The 22,340-nt window shown below is 68.1% G+C and carries 18 protein-coding genes and 1 tRNA gene; 6 read left to right on the forward strand and 13 right to left on the reverse strand.

The features are described from left to right. Positions 1 to 378: 378 nt before the first annotated feature. Positions 379 to 843, forward strand: a complete 465-nt coding sequence (locus tag DIE08_RS21785; RefSeq protein ID WP_124622293.1) for a rhodanese-like domain-containing protein — start codon at positions 379 to 381, stop codon at positions 841 to 843. Positions 844 to 980: 137 nt separating this feature from the next. Here DIE08_RS21785 and DIE08_RS21790 read toward each other — a convergent pair whose 3' ends face one another. The 5 genes from DIE08_RS21790 to hrpA all read right to left on the reverse strand — a co-directional run bounded on the left by DIE08_RS21790 (position 981) and on the right by hrpA (position 9,066). Further along, complete coding sequence (locus DIE08_RS21790) at positions 981 to 1,796, reverse strand: molybdopterin-binding protein (RefSeq protein WP_124903519.1); 816 nt, start codon at positions 1,794 to 1,796, stop codon at positions 981 to 983. Next, positions 1,793 to 2,620: an EI24 domain-containing protein gene (locus DIE08_RS21795; protein WP_059608428.1), complete on the reverse strand. Its 828-nt coding sequence runs from the start codon at positions 2,618 to 2,620 to the stop codon at positions 1,793 to 1,795. The genes DIE08_RS21790 and DIE08_RS21795 overlap by 4 nt, the downstream gene beginning before the upstream one ends. A 111-nt stretch (positions 2,621 to 2,731) precedes the next feature. Continuing rightward, positions 2,732 to 3,706: a sterol desaturase family protein gene (locus DIE08_RS21800; protein ID WP_124622287.1), complete on the reverse strand. Its 975-nt coding sequence runs from the start codon at positions 3,704 to 3,706 to the stop codon at positions 2,732 to 2,734. Positions 3,707 to 3,722: 16 nt separating this feature from the next. Next, positions 3,723 to 4,712 carry a beta-propeller fold lactonase family protein gene (locus DIE08_RS21805; RefSeq protein ID WP_059608430.1) on the reverse strand — a complete coding sequence of 330 codons (990 nt, stop codon included), beginning with the start codon at positions 4,710 to 4,712 and terminating at the stop codon, positions 3,723 to 3,725. Positions 4,713 to 4,881: 169 nt separating this feature from the next. Next, complete coding sequence (gene hrpA / locus DIE08_RS21810; RefSeq protein ID WP_124903521.1) at positions 4,882 to 9,066, reverse strand: ATP-dependent RNA helicase HrpA; 4,185 nt, start codon at positions 9,064 to 9,066, stop codon at positions 4,882 to 4,884. A gap of 23 nt (positions 9,067 to 9,089) precedes the next feature. Here hrpA and argA point away from each other — a divergent pair, with 23 nt between their 5' ends. Together argA and DIE08_RS21820 are read left to right on the forward strand one after the other, a co-directional pair. After that, positions 9,090 to 10,469 carry an amino-acid N-acetyltransferase gene (gene argA / locus DIE08_RS21815; RefSeq protein ID WP_044847668.1) on the forward strand — a complete coding sequence of 460 codons (1,380 nt, stop codon included), beginning with the start codon at positions 9,090 to 9,092 and terminating at the stop codon, positions 10,467 to 10,469. Between the two features lie 53 nt (positions 10,470 to 10,522). Further along, positions 10,523 to 10,798, forward strand: a complete 276-nt coding sequence (locus DIE08_RS21820) for an oxidative damage protection protein (protein WP_006478357.1) — start codon at positions 10,523 to 10,525, stop codon at positions 10,796 to 10,798. Positions 10,799 to 10,968: 170 nt separating this feature from the next. Here the strand turns inward: DIE08_RS21820 and DIE08_RS21825 are convergent, their stop codons facing one another. The 3 genes from DIE08_RS21825 to DIE08_RS21835 all read right to left on the reverse strand — a co-directional run bounded on the left by DIE08_RS21825 (position 10,969) and on the right by DIE08_RS21835 (position 15,529). Next, positions 10,969 to 12,381 carry an MFS transporter gene (locus DIE08_RS21825; RefSeq protein WP_124903523.1) on the reverse strand — a complete coding sequence of 471 codons (1,413 nt, stop codon included), beginning with the start codon at positions 12,379 to 12,381 and terminating at the stop codon, positions 10,969 to 10,971. Between the two features lie 176 nt (positions 12,382 to 12,557). Next, positions 12,558 to 13,760, reverse strand: coding sequence for a CaiB/BaiF CoA-transferase family protein (locus DIE08_RS21830; RefSeq protein ID WP_124903537.1), 1,203 nt, complete (start codon positions 13,758 to 13,760; stop codon positions 12,558 to 12,560). A gap of 14 nt (positions 13,761 to 13,774) precedes the next feature. Continuing rightward, complete coding sequence (locus tag DIE08_RS21835) at positions 13,775 to 15,529, reverse strand: acyl-CoA dehydrogenase family protein (protein ID WP_124903525.1); 1,755 nt, start codon at positions 15,527 to 15,529, stop codon at positions 13,775 to 13,777. Between the two features lie 173 nt (positions 15,530 to 15,702). Between DIE08_RS21835 and DIE08_RS21840 the strand changes: the two genes are divergently transcribed. Continuing rightward, positions 15,703 to 16,605: a LysR family transcriptional regulator gene (locus DIE08_RS21840; protein ID WP_059608433.1), complete on the forward strand. Its 903-nt coding sequence runs from the start codon at positions 15,703 to 15,705 to the stop codon at positions 16,603 to 16,605. A 21-nt stretch (positions 16,606 to 16,626) separates the two neighbouring features. Here the strand turns inward: DIE08_RS21840 and DIE08_RS21845 are convergent, their stop codons facing one another. From DIE08_RS21845 to DIE08_RS21860, 4 genes are all read right to left on the reverse strand, one after another. Next, positions 16,627 to 18,045, reverse strand: a complete 1,419-nt coding sequence (locus tag DIE08_RS21845; RefSeq protein ID WP_124903527.1) for an amino acid permease — start codon at positions 18,043 to 18,045, stop codon at positions 16,627 to 16,629. Between the two features lie 92 nt (positions 18,046 to 18,137). Next, positions 18,138 to 19,205 carry a porin gene (locus DIE08_RS21850; RefSeq protein WP_260436550.1) on the reverse strand — a complete coding sequence of 356 codons (1,068 nt, stop codon included), beginning with the start codon at positions 19,203 to 19,205 and terminating at the stop codon, positions 18,138 to 18,140. Positions 19,206 to 19,308: 103 nt separating this feature from the next. Next, entirely contained in the window at positions 19,309 to 19,695 is a 387-nt protein-coding gene (locus tag DIE08_RS21855) for a RidA family protein (protein WP_059608436.1), read from the reverse strand. A 30-nt stretch (positions 19,696 to 19,725) separates the two neighbouring features. Next, entirely contained in the window at positions 19,726 to 20,940 is a 1,215-nt protein-coding gene (locus DIE08_RS21860; RefSeq protein ID WP_124903531.1) for an amino acid aminotransferase, read from the reverse strand. 191 nt (positions 20,941 to 21,131) lie between these two features. Here DIE08_RS21860 and DIE08_RS21865 point away from each other — a divergent pair, with 191 nt between their 5' ends. Together DIE08_RS21865 and DIE08_RS21870 are read left to right on the forward strand one after the other, a co-directional pair. Then, complete coding sequence (locus DIE08_RS21865; RefSeq protein ID WP_059608438.1) at positions 21,132 to 21,614, forward strand: Lrp/AsnC family transcriptional regulator; 483 nt, start codon at positions 21,132 to 21,134, stop codon at positions 21,612 to 21,614. 83 nt (positions 21,615 to 21,697) lie between these two features. Then, positions 21,698 to 21,772: transfer RNA gene (locus DIE08_RS21870), tRNA-Val, on the forward strand. A 160-nt stretch (positions 21,773 to 21,932) separates the two neighbouring features. On the opposite strand, the gene DIE08_RS21875 is transcribed toward DIE08_RS21870, so the two are convergent. Continuing rightward, on the reverse strand, positions 21,933 to 22,340 hold a 408-nt coding region (locus DIE08_RS21875; RefSeq protein WP_124903533.1), incomplete at its 5' end, for an aminotransferase class III-fold pyridoxal phosphate-dependent enzyme.

Raw genomic sequence — 22,340 nt, forward strand, 5'->3', positions numbered from 1 at the left:
GCGGACTGGGAACCGCCTCGTTTATCGAGCTGCCCGGAGTCTGGCTTTGGCGCAGCGCGCCCCGGGTCGACCGAATTCTATATAGCAGCAACCGTGCCAGCCATGCACAGAAGCGACATGAATCGCGCCAGCCCGCGCCACGGCAGGGCCCGGCTGCGCGATTCCGGGGCCGGGCGCCGCATCGGCGATCGCCTGACCGCACCTCCATGGTGCAAATGGCGAAGCACGCCGATGCCATGGAATCATTCTGGTGCATGCGTGCCATTCTGCACTTTTTTGGTGAACACGTGGGCGGTGCATACCCTGCCGGGCAAGCGGACATCCGCGCGGCTGCACCGCGCTAGAATGATCGTTTGACCGATACGGAGACCTCCTGCCATGAGTACGCTCGACCAGCTTTACGCGAAGGCCGAAGAACGCCGCGCCCAGGGCGCGCTCCCCTATGCCGGCGCACTGCTGCCGGTCGAGGCTTTCGAACTGCTGCAGCTCGACCCGTCGGCACGCCTCGTCGACGTGCGCACCCGCGCCGAGCTCGACTGGATCGGCCGCCCGCTCGTCGGCGACGGCCAGTACCTGCACCTCGAATGGACGCGCTACCCGGGCGGCGTGCCGAACGCCGAATTCGTCGATCAGCTGAAAGCGGCCCTCCCGGCCGATACGCCCATCCTGTTCCTGTGCCGCAGCGCCGCGCGCTCGAAGCTCGCCGCGGTCGCGTCGACGCAGGCCGGCTTCACGAAGGCCTTCGACCTGCTCGAAGGCTTCGAGGGCGGCAAGGATGCGGAAGGCCACCGCAAGACGGTCGACGGCTGGTGCTTCCGGAAACTGCCGTGGATCGGCGCCTGACGGCGCATCCGCCGAAGCACGCCCGATTGCGACATCGTCGAGGCGGGCGATGACATCCCGATGACGGGCCGCGTTGCGCGGCCCGTGGTTTTTGCGCGGCCTCTCCGCGGCCCGCATCGGTAACCGATGCGCGGCCCTCAGGCGCGCGGCACGTCCGGCTCGACCACGTCGCCACCGAGCAGGTGCACGCCTTCGCGCAGCTTCACGAACGCGGCCGCGACCGCCTCCGGCTCGCCCTTCACGCCGAGATCGATATGCCGGCGCGCGTAGATCCCGCCGCGCTCGGCGTCGCCCACGCTTGGCAGGCTGAACACGCGCACGCCCGGAAAATCGCGCTCGATCTTCTCCATCAGCGGCGTGAGCGTCGATTCCGGCAGCTCGAACACGTACAGCGAGCGCTCCGCGTGCGGCGTCGCGTGATGGAGATGCCCGTACTTCGTGTCGAGCACCCATTCGATCATCGGCCACGCCATCACCGGGAAGCCCGGCACGAAATGGAGATCGCCGACCGAGAACCCGGGAATCCGGTTGTAGCCGTTCGGGATGATCGTCGCGCCCGCCGGGAACACGCCCATGTTGAAGCGATGCTGGTTTTCCGGCGATTCGAAATCGACCGGCCTGGCCGGATCGGTGTGCGTCTCGCGGATGCGCTCCGAGATCAGCGCCTTTGCTTCCGGGTGCAGCTCGAGCGGCACGCCGAGTGCGGCGGCAGCGCACTGGCGCGTGTGGTCGTCCGGTGTCGCGCCGATCCCGCCCGTGGAGAACACGATGTCGCCGGACGCGATCGCGCGAGCGAGCGTGGCGGTGATCCGCGCCGGATCGTCGCCGACGTATTCGGCCCAGTCGAGCGCGAGGCCGCGCGCGCCGAGGAGCTCGATGACCTTGGTCAGGTGCTTGTCCTGCCGGCGGCCCGAAAGGATTTCGTCGCCGATGATGATGATGCCGATGCTCATGCCTGCCCCATGTCGATTGCAGTGGCGCGCGAACTCGCGCGCAGGTCGTCCAGCGCGCGCAGGCAATAGTGCCCGAACCACAGCGCCGAGAAGACGAGGATGAAAGCGTAAACCCAGATCATGGCCGCCGCCACGAACGGAAACAGCACCATCATCCAGACCGACGACACCCACACGAAGGTGGGCACGGTACCGAGCAGCCCCGTCGCGACGCCGATGCCGATCAGCGGCCAACGATGCTGCCGCACCAGCGCACGGCGCTCGTCCCGGCTGGCGTGCTGCGCGAGCGCGTCGTAGGTCATCACGCGGTAGGTCAGCCAGCCCCAGATCACCGGCGGCAGCAGCGCGAAGAACGGCGGAATCAGCCACAGCGGGATCGTGACGACCAGCAGCACGACGCCGACGACGGCCGCGCCGAGCGAATTGAACACGCTGCCGAAGAACGTGCCGCCCCGCTTCGCCTCGAGCGTAGCGAACTGCCGGTTCGACAGGTGCTTGATCACGACCGGCATCGAGATCGTCGCGATCAGCAGCAGCACGGTCAGCACGATCAGCGGAATCGCGAGCGAGACGACGACGAACGGCGCGACGACCGCATGCAGCTGCGACATCCCGATCGCGTCGAACATGCGGTACAGCACGGCCGTGAGCACGAAGCCGTCGAGCGCGCCGCGCGCGGCATCGATCAGCGTCTGCCACGAGAACCACAGCACGACACCCCACAGCAGCGCCGAGACGACGAACGGCATCAGGGTGAGCCACAGCATGCGCGGGTGCAGCGCGCTGACGAAGGCCCGGACGAAGGAGCGCAGCAAGTCGTTCATGCGAACCTGTATCGACGATGAAAAACGGGGAAAGGATAAACCACACGGCCCGCATGCGCCAAAGCGCATGCGGGCCGTGCAGGAGAGCCGTTCAACGGGAAAGCGACGAGGTCAGGCCGACGCCGCGCCGCGCTTCGCGGGAACGAGGCGCCGGAAGATGCGCACGAACGCGAGGCCGTGCTGCGCCCAGAAGCCGTCGCCGTAGGACACGCCTTCGACCTGCTCGCGGATGCCGGTCGGCTCGACCGTGCGGTTCCACGACGCGGTGCCGAACATCATGTCCCACCACGGGAACAGCACGCCGAAGTTGCACCCGTACTTGGTGCCTTCGTGGCCGTAGCCGACCGCGTGGTGGCGCCGGTGGAAGGTCGGGCTCACGAGCAGGCGCTCGCCGAGCCAGCCGAACGACAGCCGCGCATTCGTATGCTGGATGCTCTGCATGAAGTTCGTGACGGCGGTCAACACGACGAACTGCGACGGCGTCACGCCGATCACGAGCGCGATCGCCGCGAAGAAGCACGACTGGATCACGTTGTCGAGCAGGTGGTTGCGGTCGTCGCACCACAGCGACATCTGCCGCTGGCTGTGATGTACCGCGTGCAGTTCCCACCAGATGCCGAACTTGTGCTGCCAGCGGTGATACCAGTAGCCGGCGAAGTCGAGCACGACGAGGTAGATCGCGAACGCGACGATCGGCCGCGACGTCACGCCCGGCCACAGATAGTCGAGGTTGACGTTCGCGACGCCGTGCAGGCGCAGCCATGCCTGGAAGCTGTCGAACACCGGCTGCAGCGCGAAGAAGAAGAACAGCGTATAGATGCCGAGCTTCGAGATCGCCGTATAGATCACGTCGACCCGCACCGCGCGGCGGTTCTGCCAGCGCTCGACCGGCAGCAGCGCCTCGAGCGGGCGCAGCAGCGCGAACATCAGCACCATCTGCAGCGCGCCGATGATCACCCAGTACAGCGCGTCGTAGGTGTCCTCGTCATAGCCCATCAGGTTGAACTTGAAGAGGAGCGGCTGCACGACATCGACGTACAGCCAGGTCTGGATGTCCGACACGAACGCATCGATCAGGTGCAGCATCGCTCGCCTCCGCCCGTCACGCGCCGTTCGCAGCCTTCCACGGCGCGCGGTCGTAGAAGTAGATCCCGTGCGGCGAACGGCCGACGGCGATCGTCTGCACCAGCTTGCGCGATGCGAGATCGATGATACCGACCTTCTTCGCGAAACGGAACGTCACCCACAGCGTCTTCTTGTCGGCGGACAGTTCCATGTCGTCCGGCCCCGGCAGCAGGCCGGTGATGTCGCCGACGTTGGTGAGCGTGTTCTCGTCAATGATGCTGATCGTGTTCGCGACCCGGTTCGTGACGGCGACGTGCGTGCCGTCGGCAAGCGAGCGGAAGTTGTGCGCGCCGTTGCCCGTATGGATCTGCTTGACGACCTTCTGGTTGCGCCAGTCGACCACCGCGACGTAATCCGCGCCGGTCATCCCGACCAGCAGGAACTTGTCGTCCGGCGTGAGCCACAGGCCCGCCGGCACCTTGCCGACCTTCATCTTCCACTTGACCGTCTGCGTCGGCAGATCGATCGCCGCGATCTCGCCGGACACCTGCAGCGACACGAGCAGCGTCTTGCTGTCCTTCGTGAATGCGAGGTGGCTCGGCATCACCGCGAGCGGCACGCGCTTCGCGAGATGCACGTCGTGGCCGTCGTAGCTGTAGATGTCGACGCGGTCGAGCCGCAACCCCGCCGCCGCGAACCACTTGCGGTCGGGCGAGAAGCCGAGCTGGTACGGATCGTCGATCCCCTCGACGGTGCGCTGCAGCTTGCCCGTCTTCGGATCGAGGAACATCAGGCTGTTCGAGACCGAATTCGCGACGATCAGCGACGAATTGTCCGGCGTCGCCATCAGATGGTGCGGTTCCTTGCCGGTCGGCAGCGTGGAAACGACTTCGCGGGTCTGCTGGTCGATCAGGGAAAGCGTCGCTTCGGCCGAATTGAGGATGATCACGTTATTCGCGTGTGCGGCGGGCGCCAGCACGGCGGCGGCCAGCGCAAGCGTGCGGCCGAAGGAAAGGAAAGTGCGCATGAAGACTCACGTCGTGGAACAGCAGTCATTGTAGAACGCTCGGCAGGCCCCACCGGTTGACCTGAGGCGGCATTGCGCCACTTCGACGCAGGTCGCGGCTGCCATGCGGCCGGCGCCTTGGAGCGGCCGGGACCTGCAACCGGTGCGGGCCCGGCCGATCGCCGTTGCGCTAGCGCTGCATCGACTCCCACACCTTGTGCAGACGCTTGACAGAGACAGGCATCGGCGTGCGCAGTTCCTGCGCGAACAGCGAAATTCGCAGCTCCTCCAGCAGCCAGCGGAATTCCGCGAGGCGCGGATCGGCGACGCCGCCGCGCTGCGACACCGCGCGCTGATAATGCTGGACGAGCGGCAGCAGCTCGCCGGACTGCTTCGCGTCGCGCGCCGGGTCGGCCTTCAGCTTGTCGATCCGCAGCGCGATGCCCTTCAGGTAGCGCGGGAAGTGTGCAAGCTGCACGTAAGGCGTGTCGATCACGAAGCGCTTGCCGACCAGCGCAGCGAGCTGCTGCTGCAGATCGGCGTGGGCCTGCGCGAACGGCTTCGCCTGCGCGAGCTTCTTCGCAAGCCCCGCATACTCGGCGAGGATCTGCCCGACGAGCCGCGCGATCTCCTGCGCGAGCAGGTTCAGGCGGCTCCGGCCCTCGTCGCGGCGCGCGTGGAAGCTCGCGTCGTCGTCGGGCAGCGGATCCTGAAGGCACGCGCGGTCGAGCGCCGTGTCGATCAGCTGGTCGCGCAGCTCGTCCTGCGTGCCGAGCGACATGTACTGCATCGCCATCTCGCGCAGCCCCGGCAGGTTCTTCTCGAGGAACTTGATCGGCTCCTTCAGCTGCAGCGCGAACAGTCGCCGCAAACCGGCCCGGTGGATCCGCGCGGCCTCCTCCGGCGAGTCGAACACCTCGACGTCGCAATGCGTGCCGCGATCGACGAGCGCGGGATAGCCGTACAGTGTCTGGCCACGGCGGCGGATCTCCAGCAGCTCGGGGAGCTTGCCGAAGTTCCACGTCGTCAGGTTCTCGTACAGCGCGGTCGCGCCGGCTTCCGCCGGGGCGGCCGTGTGCGGCGCCGCGCCCTTGCCCGGCTTGCCGCCCTTCGCCGCCGAACCCGGCACCGCGGCGAGCGCGGGCGCGTCACCCGCATCGCCGTCGCCCGCTTCGCCGCCAGGCGCGATCGTCGATGCCGCCGCGATCTTCTGGAACTGCTGCTGCGCCTGCGCGCCGAGCTCCTGGCGCAGTTGCGCGAGATTGCGCCCCATCGCGAGCTGGCGGCCGTGCTCGTCGATCACCTTGAAGTTCATGAACAGGTGCGCGGGCAACGTCTCGAGCTTGAAGTCGGCCGTCTTCATCGCGACCTGGGTCTCGCCGCGCACGTCGGCGATCAGCGCCTCGACGAGGCCGCCCGCGCCGAAGCGCTCGCGGCCCGTCCGCTCGACGAAGCCGGCCGCGTATTCGGGCAGCGGCACACAGTGCCGGCGCAGCTTCTGCGGCAGCGACTTCAGGAGCAACTGCACCTTTTCCTTCAGCATCCCCGGCACAAGCCATTCGCAGCGGCGCGCGTCGACCTGGTTCAGTGCGTACAGCGGCACCGCGAGCGTCACGCCGTCGCGCGGCGTGCCGGGCTCGAAATGGTACGTGAGCGCCATCTCGACACCGGCCATCGTCGCGCGCTTCGGGAACAGCTCGGTCGTCACGCCGGCCGCCTCGTGGCGCATCAGGTCGTCGCGCGACAGGTACAGCAGGCGCTGCTTCTCCTCTGCCTGACCGCTCTTCTTCACCTCGTCGCGATACCAGCGCTCGAACGCGGCGCCCGTGTGGATTCCCTCCGGAATCGCCTGGTCGTAGTACGCGTAGATCAGCTCGTCGTCGACCAGCACGTCCTGGCGGCGCGACTTGTGCTCGAGCTGCTCGATGTCGGCGAGCAGCTTGCGGTTGTGTGCGAAGAACGGCAGCTTCGTGTCGAACTCGCCCTCGACCAGCGCGCCGCGGATGAACAGCTCTCGCGCCCGCGCCGGATCCTGCTTGCCGAACGCGACGCGGCGGCGGTGGTAGATCGGCAGCCCGTACAGCGTCGCGCGCTCGAACGCGCTGACCTGCGCGGGACGCTTTTCCCAGTGCGGCTCCGACAGCGATTTCTTCAAGAGGTGCGCGCCGATCTTCTCGACCCACTCCGGCTCGATCTTCGCGAGACAGCGCGCATACAGCCGGCTCGTCTCGACGAGTTCGGCCGCCATCACCCAGCGGCCGGCCTTCTTCGCGAGCGCCGAACCCGGCCACAGGTAGAACTTGATCCCGCGCGCACCGAGGTAGTGCGGATCGTCGTCGGCCTTCATGCCGAGGTTGCCGAGCAGGCCCGTCAACAGGGCCAGATGGACCTGTTCATAGGTCGCTTCGACCTCGTTGAGCCGCCAGCCGTGCTCACGCACGACCGTCAGCAGCTGCGAATGGACGTCGCGCCATTCGCGCAGCCGCAGGTGCGACAGGAAGTTCTGCCGGCACGCGTCGACCAGCTGGCGGTTCGACTTCTTGTGCGCGACGGCTTCTTCGAACCACGCCCAGATCTTCAGCCACTGCAGGAATTCGGAGCGCTCGTCGGCGAACCGGCGGTGCGCCTGGTCGGCCTGCTCCTGCGCCTCGATCGGACGGTCGCGCGGGTCCTGCACGGACAGCGCGCTCGCGATGATCAGCACCTCGCGCAGCGACTGCTGGTCGCGCGCGGCGAGAATCATCCGGCCGACGCGCGGATCGAGCGGCAGCCGCGCGAGTTCGCGGCCGAGCGGCGTCAGCGCGTTGTCGTCGTCGACCGCGCCGAGTTCGTTGAGCAGCTGGTAGCCGTCCGCGATCGCGCGGCCGGGCGGCGGCTCGAGGAACGGGAACGATTCGATCGCCGTCAGGTGCAGCGACTTCATCCGCAGGATCACCGACGCGAGCGACGAGCGCAGGATTTCCGGATCCGTGAAACGCGCGCGCGCCTGGTAGTCGCTTTCCTCGTACAAGCGGATGCAGACGCCGTCGGCCACCCGGCCGCAGCGGCCCGCGCGCTGATTCGCGGCGGCCTGCGAGATCGACTCCACCTGCAGCTGCTCGACCTTGTTCCGGTACGAATAGCGCTTCACCCGCGCGAGACCGGTGTCGACGACGTAGCGGATGCCCGGCACCGTCAGCGACGTTTCGGCCACGTTGGTCGCGAGCACGATGCGGCGTGCGTTCGACGCCTTGAACACCTTGTCCTGGTCGGCCGCCGACAGCCGCGCGAACAGCGGCAGGATCTCGGTATGCGGCGGATGATGCTTGCGCAGCGCCTCGGCCGCCTCGCGGATCTCGCGCTCGCCGGGCAGGAACACCAGCACGTCGCCGGGGCCTTCGCGGCACAGTTCGTCGACCGCGTCGACGATCGCGTCCATCAGGTCGCGTTCGGCCTCGCGCGCGGTCTTCACGCGATCGCGGCCGCCCGTGCCTTCGGCGTTCTTCACGGCGGGGCGATCCTCGGCCACCGGCCGGTAGCGCATCTCGACCGGATACAGCCGCCCGCTCACCTCGATCACGGGCGCCGGGTGCTCGTCGGTGCCGAAATGGCGCGCGAAGCGGTCGGCGTCGATCGTCGCGGACGTGACGATCAGCTTCAGGTCCGGCCGCCTCGGCAGGATTTCCTTCAGGTAGCCGAGCAGGAAGTCGATGTTCAGGCTGCGCTCGTGCGCCTCGTCGATGATCAGCGTGTCGTACGCCTTCAACAGCGGATCGGTCTGCGTCTCGGCGAGCAGGATGCCGTCCGTCATCAGCTTGACGGACGCGCCCGGCGCGAGATTGTCGGTGAAGCGCACCTTGTAGCCGACCACCTCGCCGAACGGCGTGCCGAGCTCCTCGGCGATCCGCCGGCCGGTCGACGACGCGGCCAGGCGCCGCGGCTGCGTATGGCCGATCAGGCCGGTGCCGCCGGCGCCGAGGCCGCGGCCGAGATCGAGACAGATCTTCGGCAGCTGGGTGGTCTTGCCCGAACCCGTTTCACCGCAGACGATGACGACCTGATGACCGGCGATCGCGCGCGCGATTTCGTCGCGCTTGCCCGACACGGGCAGGCTTTCGGGGTAGGTGATCGGCGGAACGGGATTGGGCGCGACGGCGGCGCGCGGCGGACGTTCGCGGCGCGGCGCGCGCTCGCCGGCGGCATGTGGTGCGCCCTGCGCGGCCGGCTGGCCCGGTTCGCGGCGCCGCTCGTCGCCGCGCGGCGGCTGACCCGCCCGCTGTTGCTGCTGGCGCGCCGGCTGGCCCTGCTGCTGACGCGCATCGGCCGCACCCTCCGGGTGCCGGGCCGACGGCGCTTTGGCCCGCGTCGGCGCGGGACTTTTAGGTACATTCGACATGGGGGCGCATTATAATCCCGCCCATGAATTCCCAAACCGACCTCCCACCCGCCCAGACCGGCGCCGCGACGCCGCCGGCCGCCGACGATTCGGCCGCCAGCCACGCGCAGTTCGTCGACTGGATGCGCTCCGTCGCGCCCTATATCCACAAGTTCCGCAACAGCACGTTCGTCGTGGGGTTCGGCGGCGAGGTGGTGCAGCAGGGGCTGCTGAACGCGCTCGTGTCCGACATCGCGCTCTTGCAGGCGATGGGCATCCAGATCGTGCTCGTGCACGGCTCGCGGCCGCAGGTCGAGGAGCAGCTGAGCCTGCACGGTGTCGAATCCGAGTTTTCGCACGGGCTGCGCATCACCGATGCGCGCGCGCTCGAATCCGCGAAGGAAGCGGCCGGCGAAGTGCGTCTCGACATCGAGGCCGCGATCAGCCAGGGTCTGCCGAACTCGCCGATGGCGCACGCGCACATCAGCGTCGTGTCCGGCAACTTCGTGACCGCACGGCCAGTGGGGATTCTCGACGGGGTCGATTTCGCGCACACGGGCATCGTGCGCAAGATCGACGCCGAATCGATCCGTCATTCGCTCGCGAGCCGCAAGCTCGTGCTGCTGTCGCCGCTCGGCTTCTCGCCGACCGGCGAGGCGTTCAACCTGTCGATGGAAGACGTCGCGTCGGCCGCCGCGATCGCGCTGCGCGCCGACAAGATCATCTTCCTGACCGAAGCGCCCGGCATCGTCGACGACGAAGGCGGGCTGATCCGCGAAATGTCGCTCGACGCGGCCGCCGAGCTGCTCGATTCCGGCAACATCCAGGGCGACGATGCGTTCTTCCTGAAGCACTCGATCCGCGCATGCCGCGGCGGCGTGACCCGCGCCCACCTGATTCCGCAGTCGCTCGACGGCAGCATGCTGCTCGAACTGTTCCTGCACGACGGCGTCGGCACGATGATCTCGTACGAGAACCTCGAGAGCCTGCGCGAAGCGACGCCGGACGACGTCGGCGGCATCCTGTCGCTGATCGAGCCGCTCGAGTCGGACGGCACGCTGGTGCGGCGCGGCCGCCACCAGATCGAACGCGACATCGACCACTTCTCGGTGATCGAGCACGATGGCGTGCTGTTCGGCTGCGCGGCGCTGTACCCGTACCAGCAGGAGAAGATCGGCGAGATGGCGTGCCTGACGGTCGCGCCGGAAGCACAGGGCTCGGGCGACGGCGAACGCCTGCTCAAGCGCATCGAGCAGCGCGCCCGCGCGCGCGGCCTCACGCACATCTTCGTGCTCACGACGCGCACCGAGCACTGGTTCCTCAAGCGCGGCTTCGTGAAGGTCAGCGTCGACGACCTGCCGGAAGACCGTCGCAAACTCTATAACTGGCAGCGCAAGTCGCTCGTGCTGATGAAGCAGCTCTGAGCGCAGGCACGACTGCCCTTCCCCCCAGACACCGATTACAGGAGAAGTACACGATGGCTCGAATGATCCAATGCGCGAAGCTCGGCAAGGAAGCCGAAGGCCTCGATTTCCCGCCGCTGCCGGGCGAACTCGGCAAGCGCATTTACGAGAGCGTCTCGAAGGAAGCGTGGCAAGGCTGGCTGAAGCAGCAGACGATGCTGATCAACGAAAACCGCCTGAACATGGCCGACCCGCGCGCGCGCCAGTACCTGATGAAGCAGACCGAGAAGTACTTCTTCGGCGACGGCGCGGACCAGGCGTCCGGCTACGTGCCGCCGACGGAAGGCTGAAGCACCGCGAATCGCGCAGGCCGGTCGCACCGGCAGCGACGAAAAGCCAAGCAAACGGCACCGTGTATCGCACGGTGCCGTTTGCTTTTGGGAGGGCGGAATCGGGTCGATGCGATCCGGCCGGCGCGTTCGCTGCCGCCGAATCCGCACGTCACGCCGGCCCGGCGGATTCAACCCGCCGGTTTCAACGCACCGCGGTCGCCCGCCTGCGCGGTCTCGTCGGCCGGACTTTCAGCGCTCGCGCCTTCGGTGCCCCATTCGGCCGCGTCGCTGCGCTCGGCGCTCGACAGCTCGTCCGCGCGATACCCGGTGCGATTCAGCAGCGCCAGCATGCACGCGAGCGACACGAGCGCGTACAGCCCCGATGCGATCGCGACGCCGACGATGCTGCCCGTCGCATTGAGGATCGCCTGCGCGAGCACCGGCGTGCCGCCGCCGACGACGAGCGCGCTCAACTGATACGCGAGAGACAGGCCCGTATAGCGGATATTGGCCGGAAACACGCGCGCGAGCACGCCGCCGACCGCGCCGTAGAACATCGCCGACGGAATCGTCGAGATGCACATGCCCGCGACGGCGACCCAGTACGAACGCGTCGCGAGCGCATGGAACATCACGGGCATCAGCACGATCTCGGGAATCAGGATCCAGCACATCGCGCGCCGCATGTCGACCTTCGACACGAACCACGCGCCGACCGGCTGCATCAGGAACTGCACGACGAGCGAGATCGACAGGATGCCGAGGAACGTGCCCTGCGCGTAGCCGAGCTCCTTCGTCGCCCACGACAGCGCGAACGTGCTGCGGAAATACGTGACGTTGATCACCGGCAGCGTGCCGGCCGCGAGCAGCACGACGGGCCAGTGGTCGCGCACGACGTCGCGCAGCGGCAGCTTCACCGTGCGCTTGCGCGCGAGCACGCGCTGCATCTCGATCGACTCCTCGAGCCGCAGCCGGATCACCATGCCGATGATCACGAGCACGGCCGACAGCAGGAACGGAATGCGCCAGCCCCACATCAGGAACGACGGCGTCGGCAGCGCGCTGAGCGCGAAGAACGCGGCGGTGGCGAGCAGGTTGCCGGTGGGCGAGCCCTGCTGCGCGAACGCCGCATAGAGGATGCTGCGATGCTTCGGCGCATTCTCGCTCGCGATCAGCACCGCGCCGCCCCACTCGCCGCCGACCGCGATGCCCTGCAGCACGCGCAGCACGACGAGGCCCGCGGGCGCCCACACGCCGATCGACGCATAGCCGGGCAACAGGCCGATGCCCGTCGTCGCGAGCCCCATCATCACCAGCGTGATCACGAGCGCCGTCTTGCGGCCGACGCGGTCGCCGAGATGCCCGAACACGATGCCGCCGAGCGGCCGCGCGGCGAAGCCGGCCCAGAACGTGACGAACGCGAGCAGCGTCGCGACGCCCGGATCCATCGTGCGGGAAAAGAACACCTTGCCGAACACGAGCGCCGCGGCCGTGCCGTAGATGTAGAAGTCGTACCACTCGATCGTGGTGCCGACGAACGCCGCGAGGGCGGCACGGCCGGGCCGCGGCTGCGCGGCGGATAGGGATTGCGGACGGCTCATCGATGTCTCCATGTTCGTGATCGGCGGCGCGACTGTCGCGCGCCTTGCCGGATGGCCGGCCTTGCGCCGCCGGCTGGCGGTGGTGCTTTACTGCGCTTTGAGTTGCCTTGCGTTGCGCTGCTTTTCCCTGCGATGCGTCGGCCGAGGATGCTCGCGTGCGAGCGCCACCCGGCCGGTCACGCCGGGTCCGGCGCGACCTTCAGCACGCCGGCGTCGAGCAGTTGCTGCTGGAGCGCGGGATCGACGCCGAGGCGGTCGAGCACCGCGCGCGTGTCGCGGCCGAGCGGGGGTGGCGGCGAACGATAGGTCGCCGGCGTGCGCGACAGCTTCACCGGCGATGCGGTGCCGCGATATGCGCCGATCTCGACGAACAACGCGCGGTGCAGCGCATGCGGGTCGCGCGCGACATCGGCGACCGTGCGCACCGGCCCGCACGGTACGCCCGCCGCCATCAGGTCGCGCGCCAGCGGCTCGCACGGATGGGCGGCGAGCCGTGCCTCGAGCTCGACCTTCAGCTCGAGCCGGTGCGCGCACCGGCTGCGGTTGTCGGCGAAGCGCGGATCGCCCGCGAGCGCCGGCGCGCCGAGATACGCGACGAGGCGCGCGAACTGCCGGTCGTTGCCGACCGCGAGAAAGATCGGCACCGTCGCCGTGCGGTAGCTGTCGTACGGCGCGATGTTCGGATGCGCGTTGCCGCTGCGCTCGGGCACGCGCCCCGATCCGAAGAAGTTCGGCAGGTGCGGATGCAGCAGCGACACGCCGCAGTCGTACAGCGCGATGTCGATCGACTGCCCCAGCCCGCTCTTCTCGCGCTCCGCGAGCGCCAGCAGGATGCCGGCAAGCGCGTTGAGCCCCGTGACCATGTCGACGATCGGCAACCCGATGCGCATCGCGTCGCCGTCGCGCTCGCCATTGACGCTCATCAGCCCGGCCATCGCCTGGATCACCGCGTCGTAGCCGGGCAACCCGCCGAGCGGGCCGTCCTCGCCGAAGCCCGTCACCGCGCAGTGGATCAGGCGCGGGAAACGCGGCTGCAGGTCGCGCGCATAGTCCATCCCCCAGCGCGCGAGCGTGCCTGGCTTGAAGTTCTCGACGAGCACGTCGGCGTCCTCCAGCAGGCGCCACAGGATCGCGCGCCCTTCGTCGCGGGACAGGTCGAGCGCGAGCCCTTCCTTGTTGCGGTTCACGCCCATGAAGTACCACGCGGTGTCGCCGAGGAACGGCGGCCCCCAGCCGCGCGTCTCGTCGCCGCCCGGCGGCTCGATCTTGATCACCGTCGCGCCGTGATCGGCGAGCGCCTGCGTGCAGTACGGACCGCCGAGCACGCGGCTCAAGTCGACTATCTTCAGGCCGTCAAGTGCGCCGCGCGGCGCGTTCATCGCTTCCGTCGCGCTCATCGTTCGACCTCCGGCAGCAAGTCGAGCGCCATGTCGAGCGGCACCGTTGTGCCGCGCAGCAGCGCGTCGAACGCCGCCGCTTCGTCGTCGCGCGACGCCGGTGCGAGCGGGTCGACCGGCAGCAGCTTGTGACGCACGATCAAGTGCGCGAGCGCGAGGCGCCGGTAATCGGGTGCGAGCTGTGCGCCCTCGCACGCCATCAGCACGGCCGCGCTCGCGTAGTAAAGCGCCGACGCAGCCTGCCGCACGCGCGCGTCGTCGCCTTCAGCCGCAACCCGTGCGAGCGCATCGCACGCGCGCACGAGAATGCGCCGCAGCGCCGCGCGGCTCGCGTCGGGCAGCGGCGCCGCGCCGAGCCGGTCGCCGAGGAACGTGCGCAGCGCGTCGAGCGCCTGCTCGCGCTGCGCGGCGCGCGCGACGTCGAGCGCCACGATGTTGCTGGTGCCTTCCCAGATCGAGCCGAGATGCGCGTCGCGCACGAGACGCGCATCGCTCCATTCCTCGATGTAGCCGGTGCCGCCGCGCACCTCCATCGCGTCGCCCGTCACGCGACGCGCATCGCGGCACGCGCGGAACTTGATCAGCGGCGTCAGGATGCGCACGCAGCGTGCAGCCTGCTCGTCGCCCGCATCGGCCTGCGGCAGCAGCATCGCGATCTGCATGAACATCGCGCGCGCGGCCTCGGCCGGCAGCAGCATCTTCATCAACTGGCGCTGCATCAGCGGCATCTCGATCAACTTGCGGCCGAACGCCTCGCGATGCGCGGCGACGTGCAGCGCCTCGTTCAGCGCGCGCCGCATCAGGCCCGCCGCGCGTACGCCGTTCGACAGCCGCGACATGTTGATCATGTCGGCCATCTGGTGGAAACCGCGGCCGATCTCGCCGATCAGGTAAGCCTGCGCGCCTTCGAGCGCGATCTCGCCGCTCGCCATCGAACGGCTGCCGAGCTTGTCCTTCAGTCGTACGATCCGATAGCGGTTGCGCGTGCCGTCCGGCAGCGTCTTCGGCAACAGGAACAACGCGAGGCCCTTGATGCCGTCCGGCGCGCCGTCGGGCCGCGCGAGCACCATCGCCAGGTCGGCGTCCGCGTTCGAGCAGAACCACTTGTCGCCGTACAGGCGCCACGCCGCCCCGCCCTGCGCGTCGGTTTCGCGCAGCGCGCGCGTCGCGATGCGGCCGACGTCGGAACCGGCCGCCTGCTCGGTCATGAACATCGCGCCCTGGAACAGCGTGTCGAAATCGCGCGACGCGAGCATCGGCAGATACTGCTCGACGAGCGCCCGATCCCCGAAACGGCGCAGCGTGCGCGTCAGCGAATCGGTCATGCTGACCGGGCAGCACAGCCCGAATTCCGCCTGCACGAACAGGAACGTCAGCGCGTACTTGACGAGCGGCGCCACCGTCTCGGGCTGGTGACTCAGCGCCGCGAGCCCGAGTTCCGAATAGGCGACCCGTTCGAGCGCGACATACGCGGGATCCTTGTCGATCCGCTGCACGGCTTCGCCGCGCCGGTTGCGATGCTCGAGCACGGGCGGATGCTTGTCCGCGCGCGACGCCCACGCGTCGAGTTCGCCCGACACGCGCGCGCCGAGCGCGTGCAGCTGCGGTTCGAGTTCCGCGTATCGGGTCGCGCCGAGATGCAGCTTCAGCAACGCGCCGAGGTCGGGATCGGCCGTGAAGAAATTGATGCCCCGGCTATCGGGGATGTTGTTGGCCGCGCCGGTGTCCGGCGTGCGAGCGGTGTCGTTCATGCATGCGTCTCCATGGTGGCCCGGCTGCCGGCCGGTGCCCGCGCCGTGGCGGCGCGGCCGGCGGGTGCCAGACGTTCAGCAGAGCGTAGGCGCGCGATCGATAAGCGTCCAATACAGGATTTATCCGGTACGATAGACGACGCTTATCGATGCCGATGCGGGGAGGAGACACCATGGAACTGAGGCAGTTGCGCTACTTCGTGGCGGTCGCCGAGGAACTGCATTTCGGGCGCGCGGCGAAGCGCCTGTTCATCTCGCAGCCGGCGCTGAGCTTCGACATCCGCAAGTTCGAGGATGCGCTCGGCGTGCAGCTTTTTTCCCGCACCAACAAGACGGTCGCACTGACCAACGCGGGCGCCGTGCTGCTCGGCGAAGCGCGCCGGCTGCTGCTGCAGGCGGCCGAGGCCGAGCGTCTCACGGTGCGCTCGGCGTCCGGTCTCGCCGGCCGGCTGCGGATCGGCTTCGTCCATTCGATGCTGTATCGCGGGCTGCCCGATGCCGTGCGGCGCTTCGAGGCCGACTATCCGAGCGTCGAGATCGTGCTGAGCGAGATGAACACGCAGGCGCAGGTGCAGGCGATCCAGCGCGGCCAGATCGATCTCGGCTACGCGCACTGGGGCCACTGCCCGCCCGAGGTCGAATCGGCGCCCGTCTACGCCGAACCGTTCGTGTGCTGCCTGCCGGCCGCGCATCCGCTCGCGCGGCGCCGGCAGGTCACACTCGCCGCGCTGGCCGCGGAACCGTTCATCCTGTTTCCGCGCGACGCGGCGCCGCACTATCACGACCTGATCATCGCGCAATGCGTGAACGCGGGATTCAGCCCGCTGATCCGTCATGAGGCGCGGCTGTGGCAGACGATCCTGTCGATGATCGAATTCGGGATGGGCATCGCGCTCGTGCCGCGCGTGCTGCAGCAGGTGAAGAGCGACCGGCTCGTGTTCCGGCCGCTGAAGGATGCGTCGCTCGAATCGCGCACGCTGGAGTTGAAGCGCAGCGGCACCGCCGAACCGGTCGCGCTGCGCTTCGCCGACTACGTGCGCGCGTCGATCGACGCGCTGCCCGCGCTCGCGGGCTGAGAAGGTGCCGGCACTTCTCCGCTACTTCGCTTCCGGCTGCAGCACCGGCTGCGCGCGCCGATACCACACCGCGTACACGACGGACAGCGCGAAAAGGAACGGAATGCCGAAGATCAGCGTCATGTGGAATTCGGCCGTGAAGTAGGTCGTCACCATCACCGCGAGCATCAGCGCCGCGCCGAGCAGCGTCAGCAGCGGAAAGCCGCGCATCCGGAACGCGGGCGCCGGCAGGCCGAGCGCCGCGCGACGCCGCCGGAAGCAGTAATGCGTGACGAAGATCATCATCCACGTGAACAGCGCGCCGAACATCGACACCGACATCATGATCGTGAACGACGCGTCCGGATACAGCACGCTCAGGACCGTCGCGAGCGCGATGCCAAGCGTCGAGAGCATCAGCGCGCCGAACGGCACGCCGCGCGCGTTCACCTCGCCGAGCGCCTTCGGCGCGTAACCTGCGCGCGACAGGCTGAACATCATCCGCGTAGTGATGTAGAGCTGGCTGTTCATCGCGGACAGCGCGGCGATCAGTACGACGAAGTTGATCAGCCCGGCCGCTCCCGGCAGGTGGATCGCCTCCATCACCTTCACGAACGGGCTCTCGTCGCGCCCCGCCGCCGTCCACGGCACGATCGCGAGCATCAGCGCGAGCGTGACCAGGTAGAACAGCACGAGCCGCACGATCGTCGAGCGGAACGCGCGCGTCACCGCGCGCTCGGGATCTTCCGCCTCGCCCGCCGCGACCGCGATCATCTCGATGCTCAGGTAGCTGAAGATCGACACGATCACCGCGACCCACATCCCCCACATCCCCTTCGGGAAGAAGCCGCCATGCTCGGTGTAATGGTGGAAGCCCGCGCCGGCCGCGCCGTCGCCGACCAGCGCCGGATTACCGAACACGACGTAAGCGCCCAGCACGATGAAGCCGACGATCGCCGCGATCTTCACGACCGAGAAGCCGTATTCGACCGCGCCGAACACGTCGACGCTGCGCGCGTTGACGAACACGAGCAGCGCCGAGAAGCCGACGATCCACAGCCAGCCCGGCACGCCCGGGAACCAGTACTTCATGTACAGCGCGATCGCGGTGACTTCGGTGCCGACCGCAAGCACGATGCACGCCCAGTACGCATAGCGCACGAGGAACCCGGCCCACGGGCTCACGTAATGTTCGGCGTACGCGCCGAACGACCCGGAGGTCGGGTGCGCGACCGTCATCTCCGCGAGACAGCCCATCAGCAACAGCGAGATGAACGCGCCGATCGCGTAGCTGACGAGCACGCTCGGGCCGGCAAAGCCGATCGCGAACCCGCTGCCGAGAAAGAGACCCGTGCCGATCGCACCGCCGATGGCGATCATCGCCATCTGCCGTGCGGAAAGCGTGCGGCGCAGACCCTGCTCGCGCGCCGCGATGTGCTGGAATTGCCCTTCTGGTTGCATCGAATGACCTCGTTCGAAAGCGTGTGTCCGGTCGAAACGTCGACGGCGCACGGACCGGTGCCGGACCGCACCGGCCACCGCGCGCCGCGTGCTCAGAACATGTGGCGCAAGCCGGCCGCGATACCCGTCTGGTTGCCGCGTCCGGGCATTTCGGTGAACGCGCCGCCGGTCACGCGGTTGTAGTCGACCGTCGCGTAGACCTGCGTGGCCTTCGACAGAGCGTACTCGGCCTCGAGCACACCCGTATAGCGCTTGCCGCCGTTACCTGCGATGCCGTTGACGTTGCGGATGTCGTCGTAGTACGCGACGCCGGTCACCGACACCGCTGGCGTGACCTTCACGCTCGCACCGGTATAGAAGATCGCGTCGCGGCGCGGATTGTCGGCGAACGAACCGTAGGTCACGTCGCGGCCCGGCGCGTTCAGCAGTTGCCGGTCGAGCATGCCCGTGCGATCGATGCCGCCGAGATAGCCCGCGTACAGCGTCGCCGCGCCGAACGCGTAGCGCGCGCCCGCGCCCCATGCCTGCTGCGCACGGCTGTTCAGGTCGCGCACCTGCTGGTAGGTCGCGCCGACCATGAGGCCGCCGAGCGTGTACGACACGTGCGTGCCCCAGTACGCATTCGCGCCGAGGCTGCCCGCGACGCCGCCGAAGCCGTAACTCGCGCCGACGTTCAGCCCGCCGAACGTGCCGTCGTAGCTGACCACGTTGCTCGCACGGCCCTGCGTGAGGAAGTACGGCCACATGTTGGCCGTGTAGTTGCCGACCGTCAGCGGATCGAGATCGCCGAACAGGTTGAACGCCTCGGTCGCCTGCCGGCCGAGCCTCACGGTGCCCCAGTCGCTCGCCAGGCCGACATACGCATAGCGGCCGAACAGCGCGCCGTCGAGTTGCCCGTTCTGCGGCTCGAAGCCGCTCTCGAGCTGGAAGATCGCCTTCAGCCCGCCGCCGAGCGCTTCGCTGCCCTTCAGGCCCCAGCGGCTGTTGGTGATCGCGCCGTTGGTCATCTGCACGCTCGCGTCGTTCGACGCGTTCGCATGCGTCGTGTAGCGAATGCTCTGATCGACGATGCCGTACAGCGTCACGCTGGTCTGCGCCATCGCGCCGCTTGCGGCGAGCAGGCCCGCTATCGTCGGTAGTGCGAATCGATTGATACTCATCTTCTTCGTCTCCATCCTTGTCTGAATATTTGATGTTCGTCGGGGGGGGTTGGTGCTTGTCGGTAATCGTGGGTGCTGCAATCGTCGCGAAGTCGCGTGCCGGCTAGCCGCGTGCCGCCGGCAGCGCGACATACGCGACGAGTTCGACGCGCATGTCAGGGTGCGCGAAGCCCTGCACGCCCACGCACGTGCGGTTCGGATACGGCTCGCGGAAATGACGCCGGTATTCGGCATCGAATTCGGGCATCGCCTTCACGTCGGACAGGTAGACGAGCACCTGCGCGACGTCGTCCATCGTCGCGCCCGCCGCCGCGACGGCCTTCGCGAGATTGCCGAGCGTGATGCGCGCCTGCTCGGCCATCGTGTCGCCGGCGATCGCGCCGGACGCATCGACCGGCCCATGGCCGGTAAACATCAGCCCGCCTGCGCGGGTCGCCCACGAGAACGGCTGCGCGAGCTGGGGCAAGTCGACCGGGATGGTGTCTGCCATCGTGTCCTCCTTCGGTTCGGGATCGGCCGCTCAAGCGGCCTGGCGCGACGTGCCGCCGAGCACGTCGGCGATCGCGTTCGCGACGTGGTCGACGTTCGCGTCGTTCAGGCCCGCGATGCACATGCGGCCCGAGCGCAGCAGGTAGACGCCGTGTGACGCGCGCAGCCGGTCCACGTCGCCCGCGGCGATGCCCGTGTAGCTGAACATGCCGCGCTGCGTGACGAGCGCATCGAACGCGGGCGCCGGCAGGCGCGCGTCGAGCCGCGCCTTCAGCGCGCCGCGCATCCGCTTGATGCGCGTGCGCACCTGGGCCACCTCGTCTTCCCAGCACGCACGCAGGACGTCGTCGTTCAGCACGGCCGACACGAGCTGCGCGCCGAACAGCGGCGGGCTCGAATAGGTGCGGCGCACGCCGGCCTGCAACTGGCTCAGCACCGTCGCCGCTTCGTCCGCGCTCGCGCAGACGATCGACAGGCCCCCGACGCGCTCGCCGTACAGCGAGAAGTTCTTCGAGAACGAGTTGCTGACGATCGCCGGCAGTCCCGCCTCGACGATCACGCGCACGGCCCATGCGTCGTCGTCGAGGCCGTCGCCGAAGCCCTGGTACGCCATGTCGAGGAACGGAATCAGTCCGCGGCGCGCGAGCACGTCGATCACCGCGTTCCACGCGTCGCGGCCGAGATCGAGGCCCGTCGGGTTGTGGCAGCACGGCTGCAGCAGCACGATGCTGCGCGCGGGCAGCGCGTCGAGCGCTGCGAGCATCGCGTCGACGCGCAGGTCGTTGCGCGCTGCGTCGTAATACGGATACGTGTGCACGTCGAGGCCGGCCGCCGCGAAGATCACGCGATGGTTGTCCCACGTCGGATCGCTGACCCAAATCGCGCTGTCGGGGAAATAGCGCTTCACGAACTCCGCGCCGAGCCGCAGCGCGCCCGAGCCGCCGAGCGTCTGCAGCGTCGCGACGCGCCCTTGCGCGAGCGCCGCGCAGTCGGCGCCGAACACGAGGCGCTGCACGCCCTGCCGATACGCGGCAAGCCCTTCCATCGGCAGGTAGGTATGCGGCGCACCGGCTTCGCGCACGCGCTCGGCCGCGAGACGCGTGCTCTCCAGCACGGGGATGCGGCCCGCGTCGTCGTAGTAGAGACCGATGCTGAGGTTGACCTTGTGCGGATGGGCATCCTGCTGGAACGCCTGGAACAGCGACAGGATCGGGTCGCCCGGATAGGCGGGAATGTGTTCGTACATGACGCAATGACGGTAAGAGTTGAAGGCGGCGATACGGCCGGCGGCGTGACAGCGCGTCAGGCCGTGCGGTCGAGGCATGGGGCGCATGTTATCGAGGACGAAATAGAATGAGCTTCACTTTTCGATGACGAATCGCCGCCTTTGCAGTAGAGTCTGCGCTTGTCATCTCAAAAGTTACGGGATTCTGCGAAATGAATCTGGATCGAACCGACATGCGGATCCTGCGGCATCTCGAGCGGGACGGACGCATCAGCAATCAGGACCTCGCGAACGCGGTCGCGCTGTCGCCGTCGGCGTGCCTGCGGCGCGTGAAGTTGCTCGAGGAACGCGGCGTCATTTCGGGCTACCGCTGCACGATCGAGCCGAAGAAGGTCGGCGTCGCATTCGAGGCGCTCGTGCATGTGTCGATGCGGCCGGACGTGCCCGAATGGCACGACCGGTTCGTGGAGGCGATCCAGGAGTGGCCGGAAGTCATCGCCGCGCAGATCGTGACGGGCGGCTCGAACTACGTGCTGACGGTTCGGGCGCGCGACCTCGACCACTATTCCGACTTCGTGATCAACCGCCTGCACCGCGCGACAGGTGTGATGTCGATCAATTCGAGCATCGTGCTCGCGACGCTCAAGCGCGACGGCTCGATCCTCGATCTCGTCGAACCGTCGACGGCCGGGTGACGAACTGTTTGCACCGGCCTGAAAAATATTTGAAGAAAGTGCTTTACGAACCCGAAAAGCTCTGACATAATTTCAGCTTCTTTGGGCGGTTAGCTCAGCGGTAGAGCACTGCCTTCACACGGCAGGGGTCACTGGTTCGATCCCAGTACCGCCCACCAAAGAATTCAAGGGCCTGCGTCTCACGACGCAGGCCCTTTTCGTTTTGCGGCCGCCTTTCTGCTGCGGCGCGCCTCCCCTGCACGCTTCCTTGCGCTCGCGAACAAGTTCGACGGGCAACGACGCTTCGGCCACATGCAGTCGAAGCGTCGCGACGACTGACTACCCTGCCCGCCTCACCCGCTGCGCCGTCGCATCGAACGCGCGCTTCGCCTTGTCGACGATCTCGTCGACCTCCGCCTCCCGGATCACGAGCGGCGGCGACAGCAGCATCCGGTCGCCGGTCGCACGCATGATCAGATTGCCGTTGAAGCAGAAGTCCCGGCAGATCATCCCGACGTCGACGCTGGCGTCGAACCGCTCGCGCCGCGCGCGATCGCGCGCGAGCTGGACCCCCGCGACCAGCCCCGCCCCCGCGATCTCGCCGACGATCGGATGATCGCCGAGCGCTTCCCGCAGCCGACGCTGGAAATACGGCCCGATGTCACGCTTCACGCGCTCGACGATCCCTTCGTCGCGCAGCAGCTTCAGGTTCGCGACCGCCACCGCCGCCGCGACCGGATGGCCCGA

The organism is Burkholderia sp. Bp9004, from assembly GCF_003858025.1.
GTDB classification, from domain to species: domain Bacteria; phylum Pseudomonadota; class Gammaproteobacteria; order Burkholderiales; family Burkholderiaceae; genus Burkholderia; species Burkholderia diffusa.

Coding starts and splice junctions, on each gene's coding strand:
- DIE08_RS21830 (WP_124903537.1), bottom strand. CDS start 13,760: ATGAACGCGCCGCGCGGCGCACTTGACGGCCTGAAGATAGTCGACTTG.
- DIE08_RS21785 (WP_124622293.1), top strand. CDS start 379: ATGAGTACGCTCGACCAGCTTTACGCGAAGGCCGAAGAACGCCGCGCC.
- DIE08_RS21835 (WP_124903525.1), bottom strand. CDS start 15,529: ATGAACGACACCGCTCGCACGCCGGACACCGGCGCGGCCAACAACATC.
- DIE08_RS21790 (WP_124903519.1), bottom strand. CDS start 1,796: ATGAGCATCGGCATCATCATCATCGGCGACGAAATCCTTTCGGGCCGC.
- hrpA (WP_124903521.1), bottom strand. CDS start 9,066: ATGTCGAATGTACCTAAAAGTCCCGCGCCGACGCGGGCCAAAGCGCCG.
- DIE08_RS21820 (WP_006478357.1), top strand. CDS start 10,523: ATGGCTCGAATGATCCAATGCGCGAAGCTCGGCAAGGAAGCCGAAGGC.
- DIE08_RS21850 (WP_260436550.1), bottom strand. CDS start 19,205: ATGAGTATCAATCGATTCGCACTACCGACGATAGCGGGCCTGCTCGCC.
- DIE08_RS21840 (WP_059608433.1), top strand. CDS start 15,703: ATGGAACTGAGGCAGTTGCGCTACTTCGTGGCGGTCGCCGAGGAACTG.
- DIE08_RS21805 (WP_059608430.1), bottom strand. CDS start 4,712: ATGCGCACTTTCCTTTCCTTCGGCCGCACGCTTGCGCTGGCCGCCGCC.
- DIE08_RS21845 (WP_124903527.1), bottom strand. CDS start 18,045: ATGCAACCAGAAGGGCAATTCCAGCACATCGCGGCGCGCGAGCAGGGT.
- DIE08_RS21855 (WP_059608436.1), bottom strand. CDS start 19,695: ATGGCAGACACCATCCCGGTCGACTTGCCCCAGCTCGCGCAGCCGTTC.
- DIE08_RS21860 (WP_124903531.1), bottom strand. CDS start 20,940: ATGTACGAACACATTCCCGCCTATCCGGGCGACCCGATCCTGTCGCTG.
- argA (WP_044847668.1), top strand. CDS start 9,090: ATGAATTCCCAAACCGACCTCCCACCCGCCCAGACCGGCGCCGCGACG.
- DIE08_RS21800 (WP_124622287.1), bottom strand. CDS start 3,706: ATGCTGCACCTGATCGATGCGTTCGTGTCGGACATCCAGACCTGGCTG.
- DIE08_RS21825 (WP_124903523.1), bottom strand. CDS start 12,381: ATGAGCCGTCCGCAATCCCTATCCGCCGCGCAGCCGCGGCCCGGCCGT.
- DIE08_RS21865 (WP_059608438.1), top strand. CDS start 21,132: ATGAATCTGGATCGAACCGACATGCGGATCCTGCGGCATCTCGAGCGG.
- DIE08_RS21795 (WP_059608428.1), bottom strand. CDS start 2,620: ATGAACGACTTGCTGCGCTCCTTCGTCCGGGCCTTCGTCAGCGCGCTG.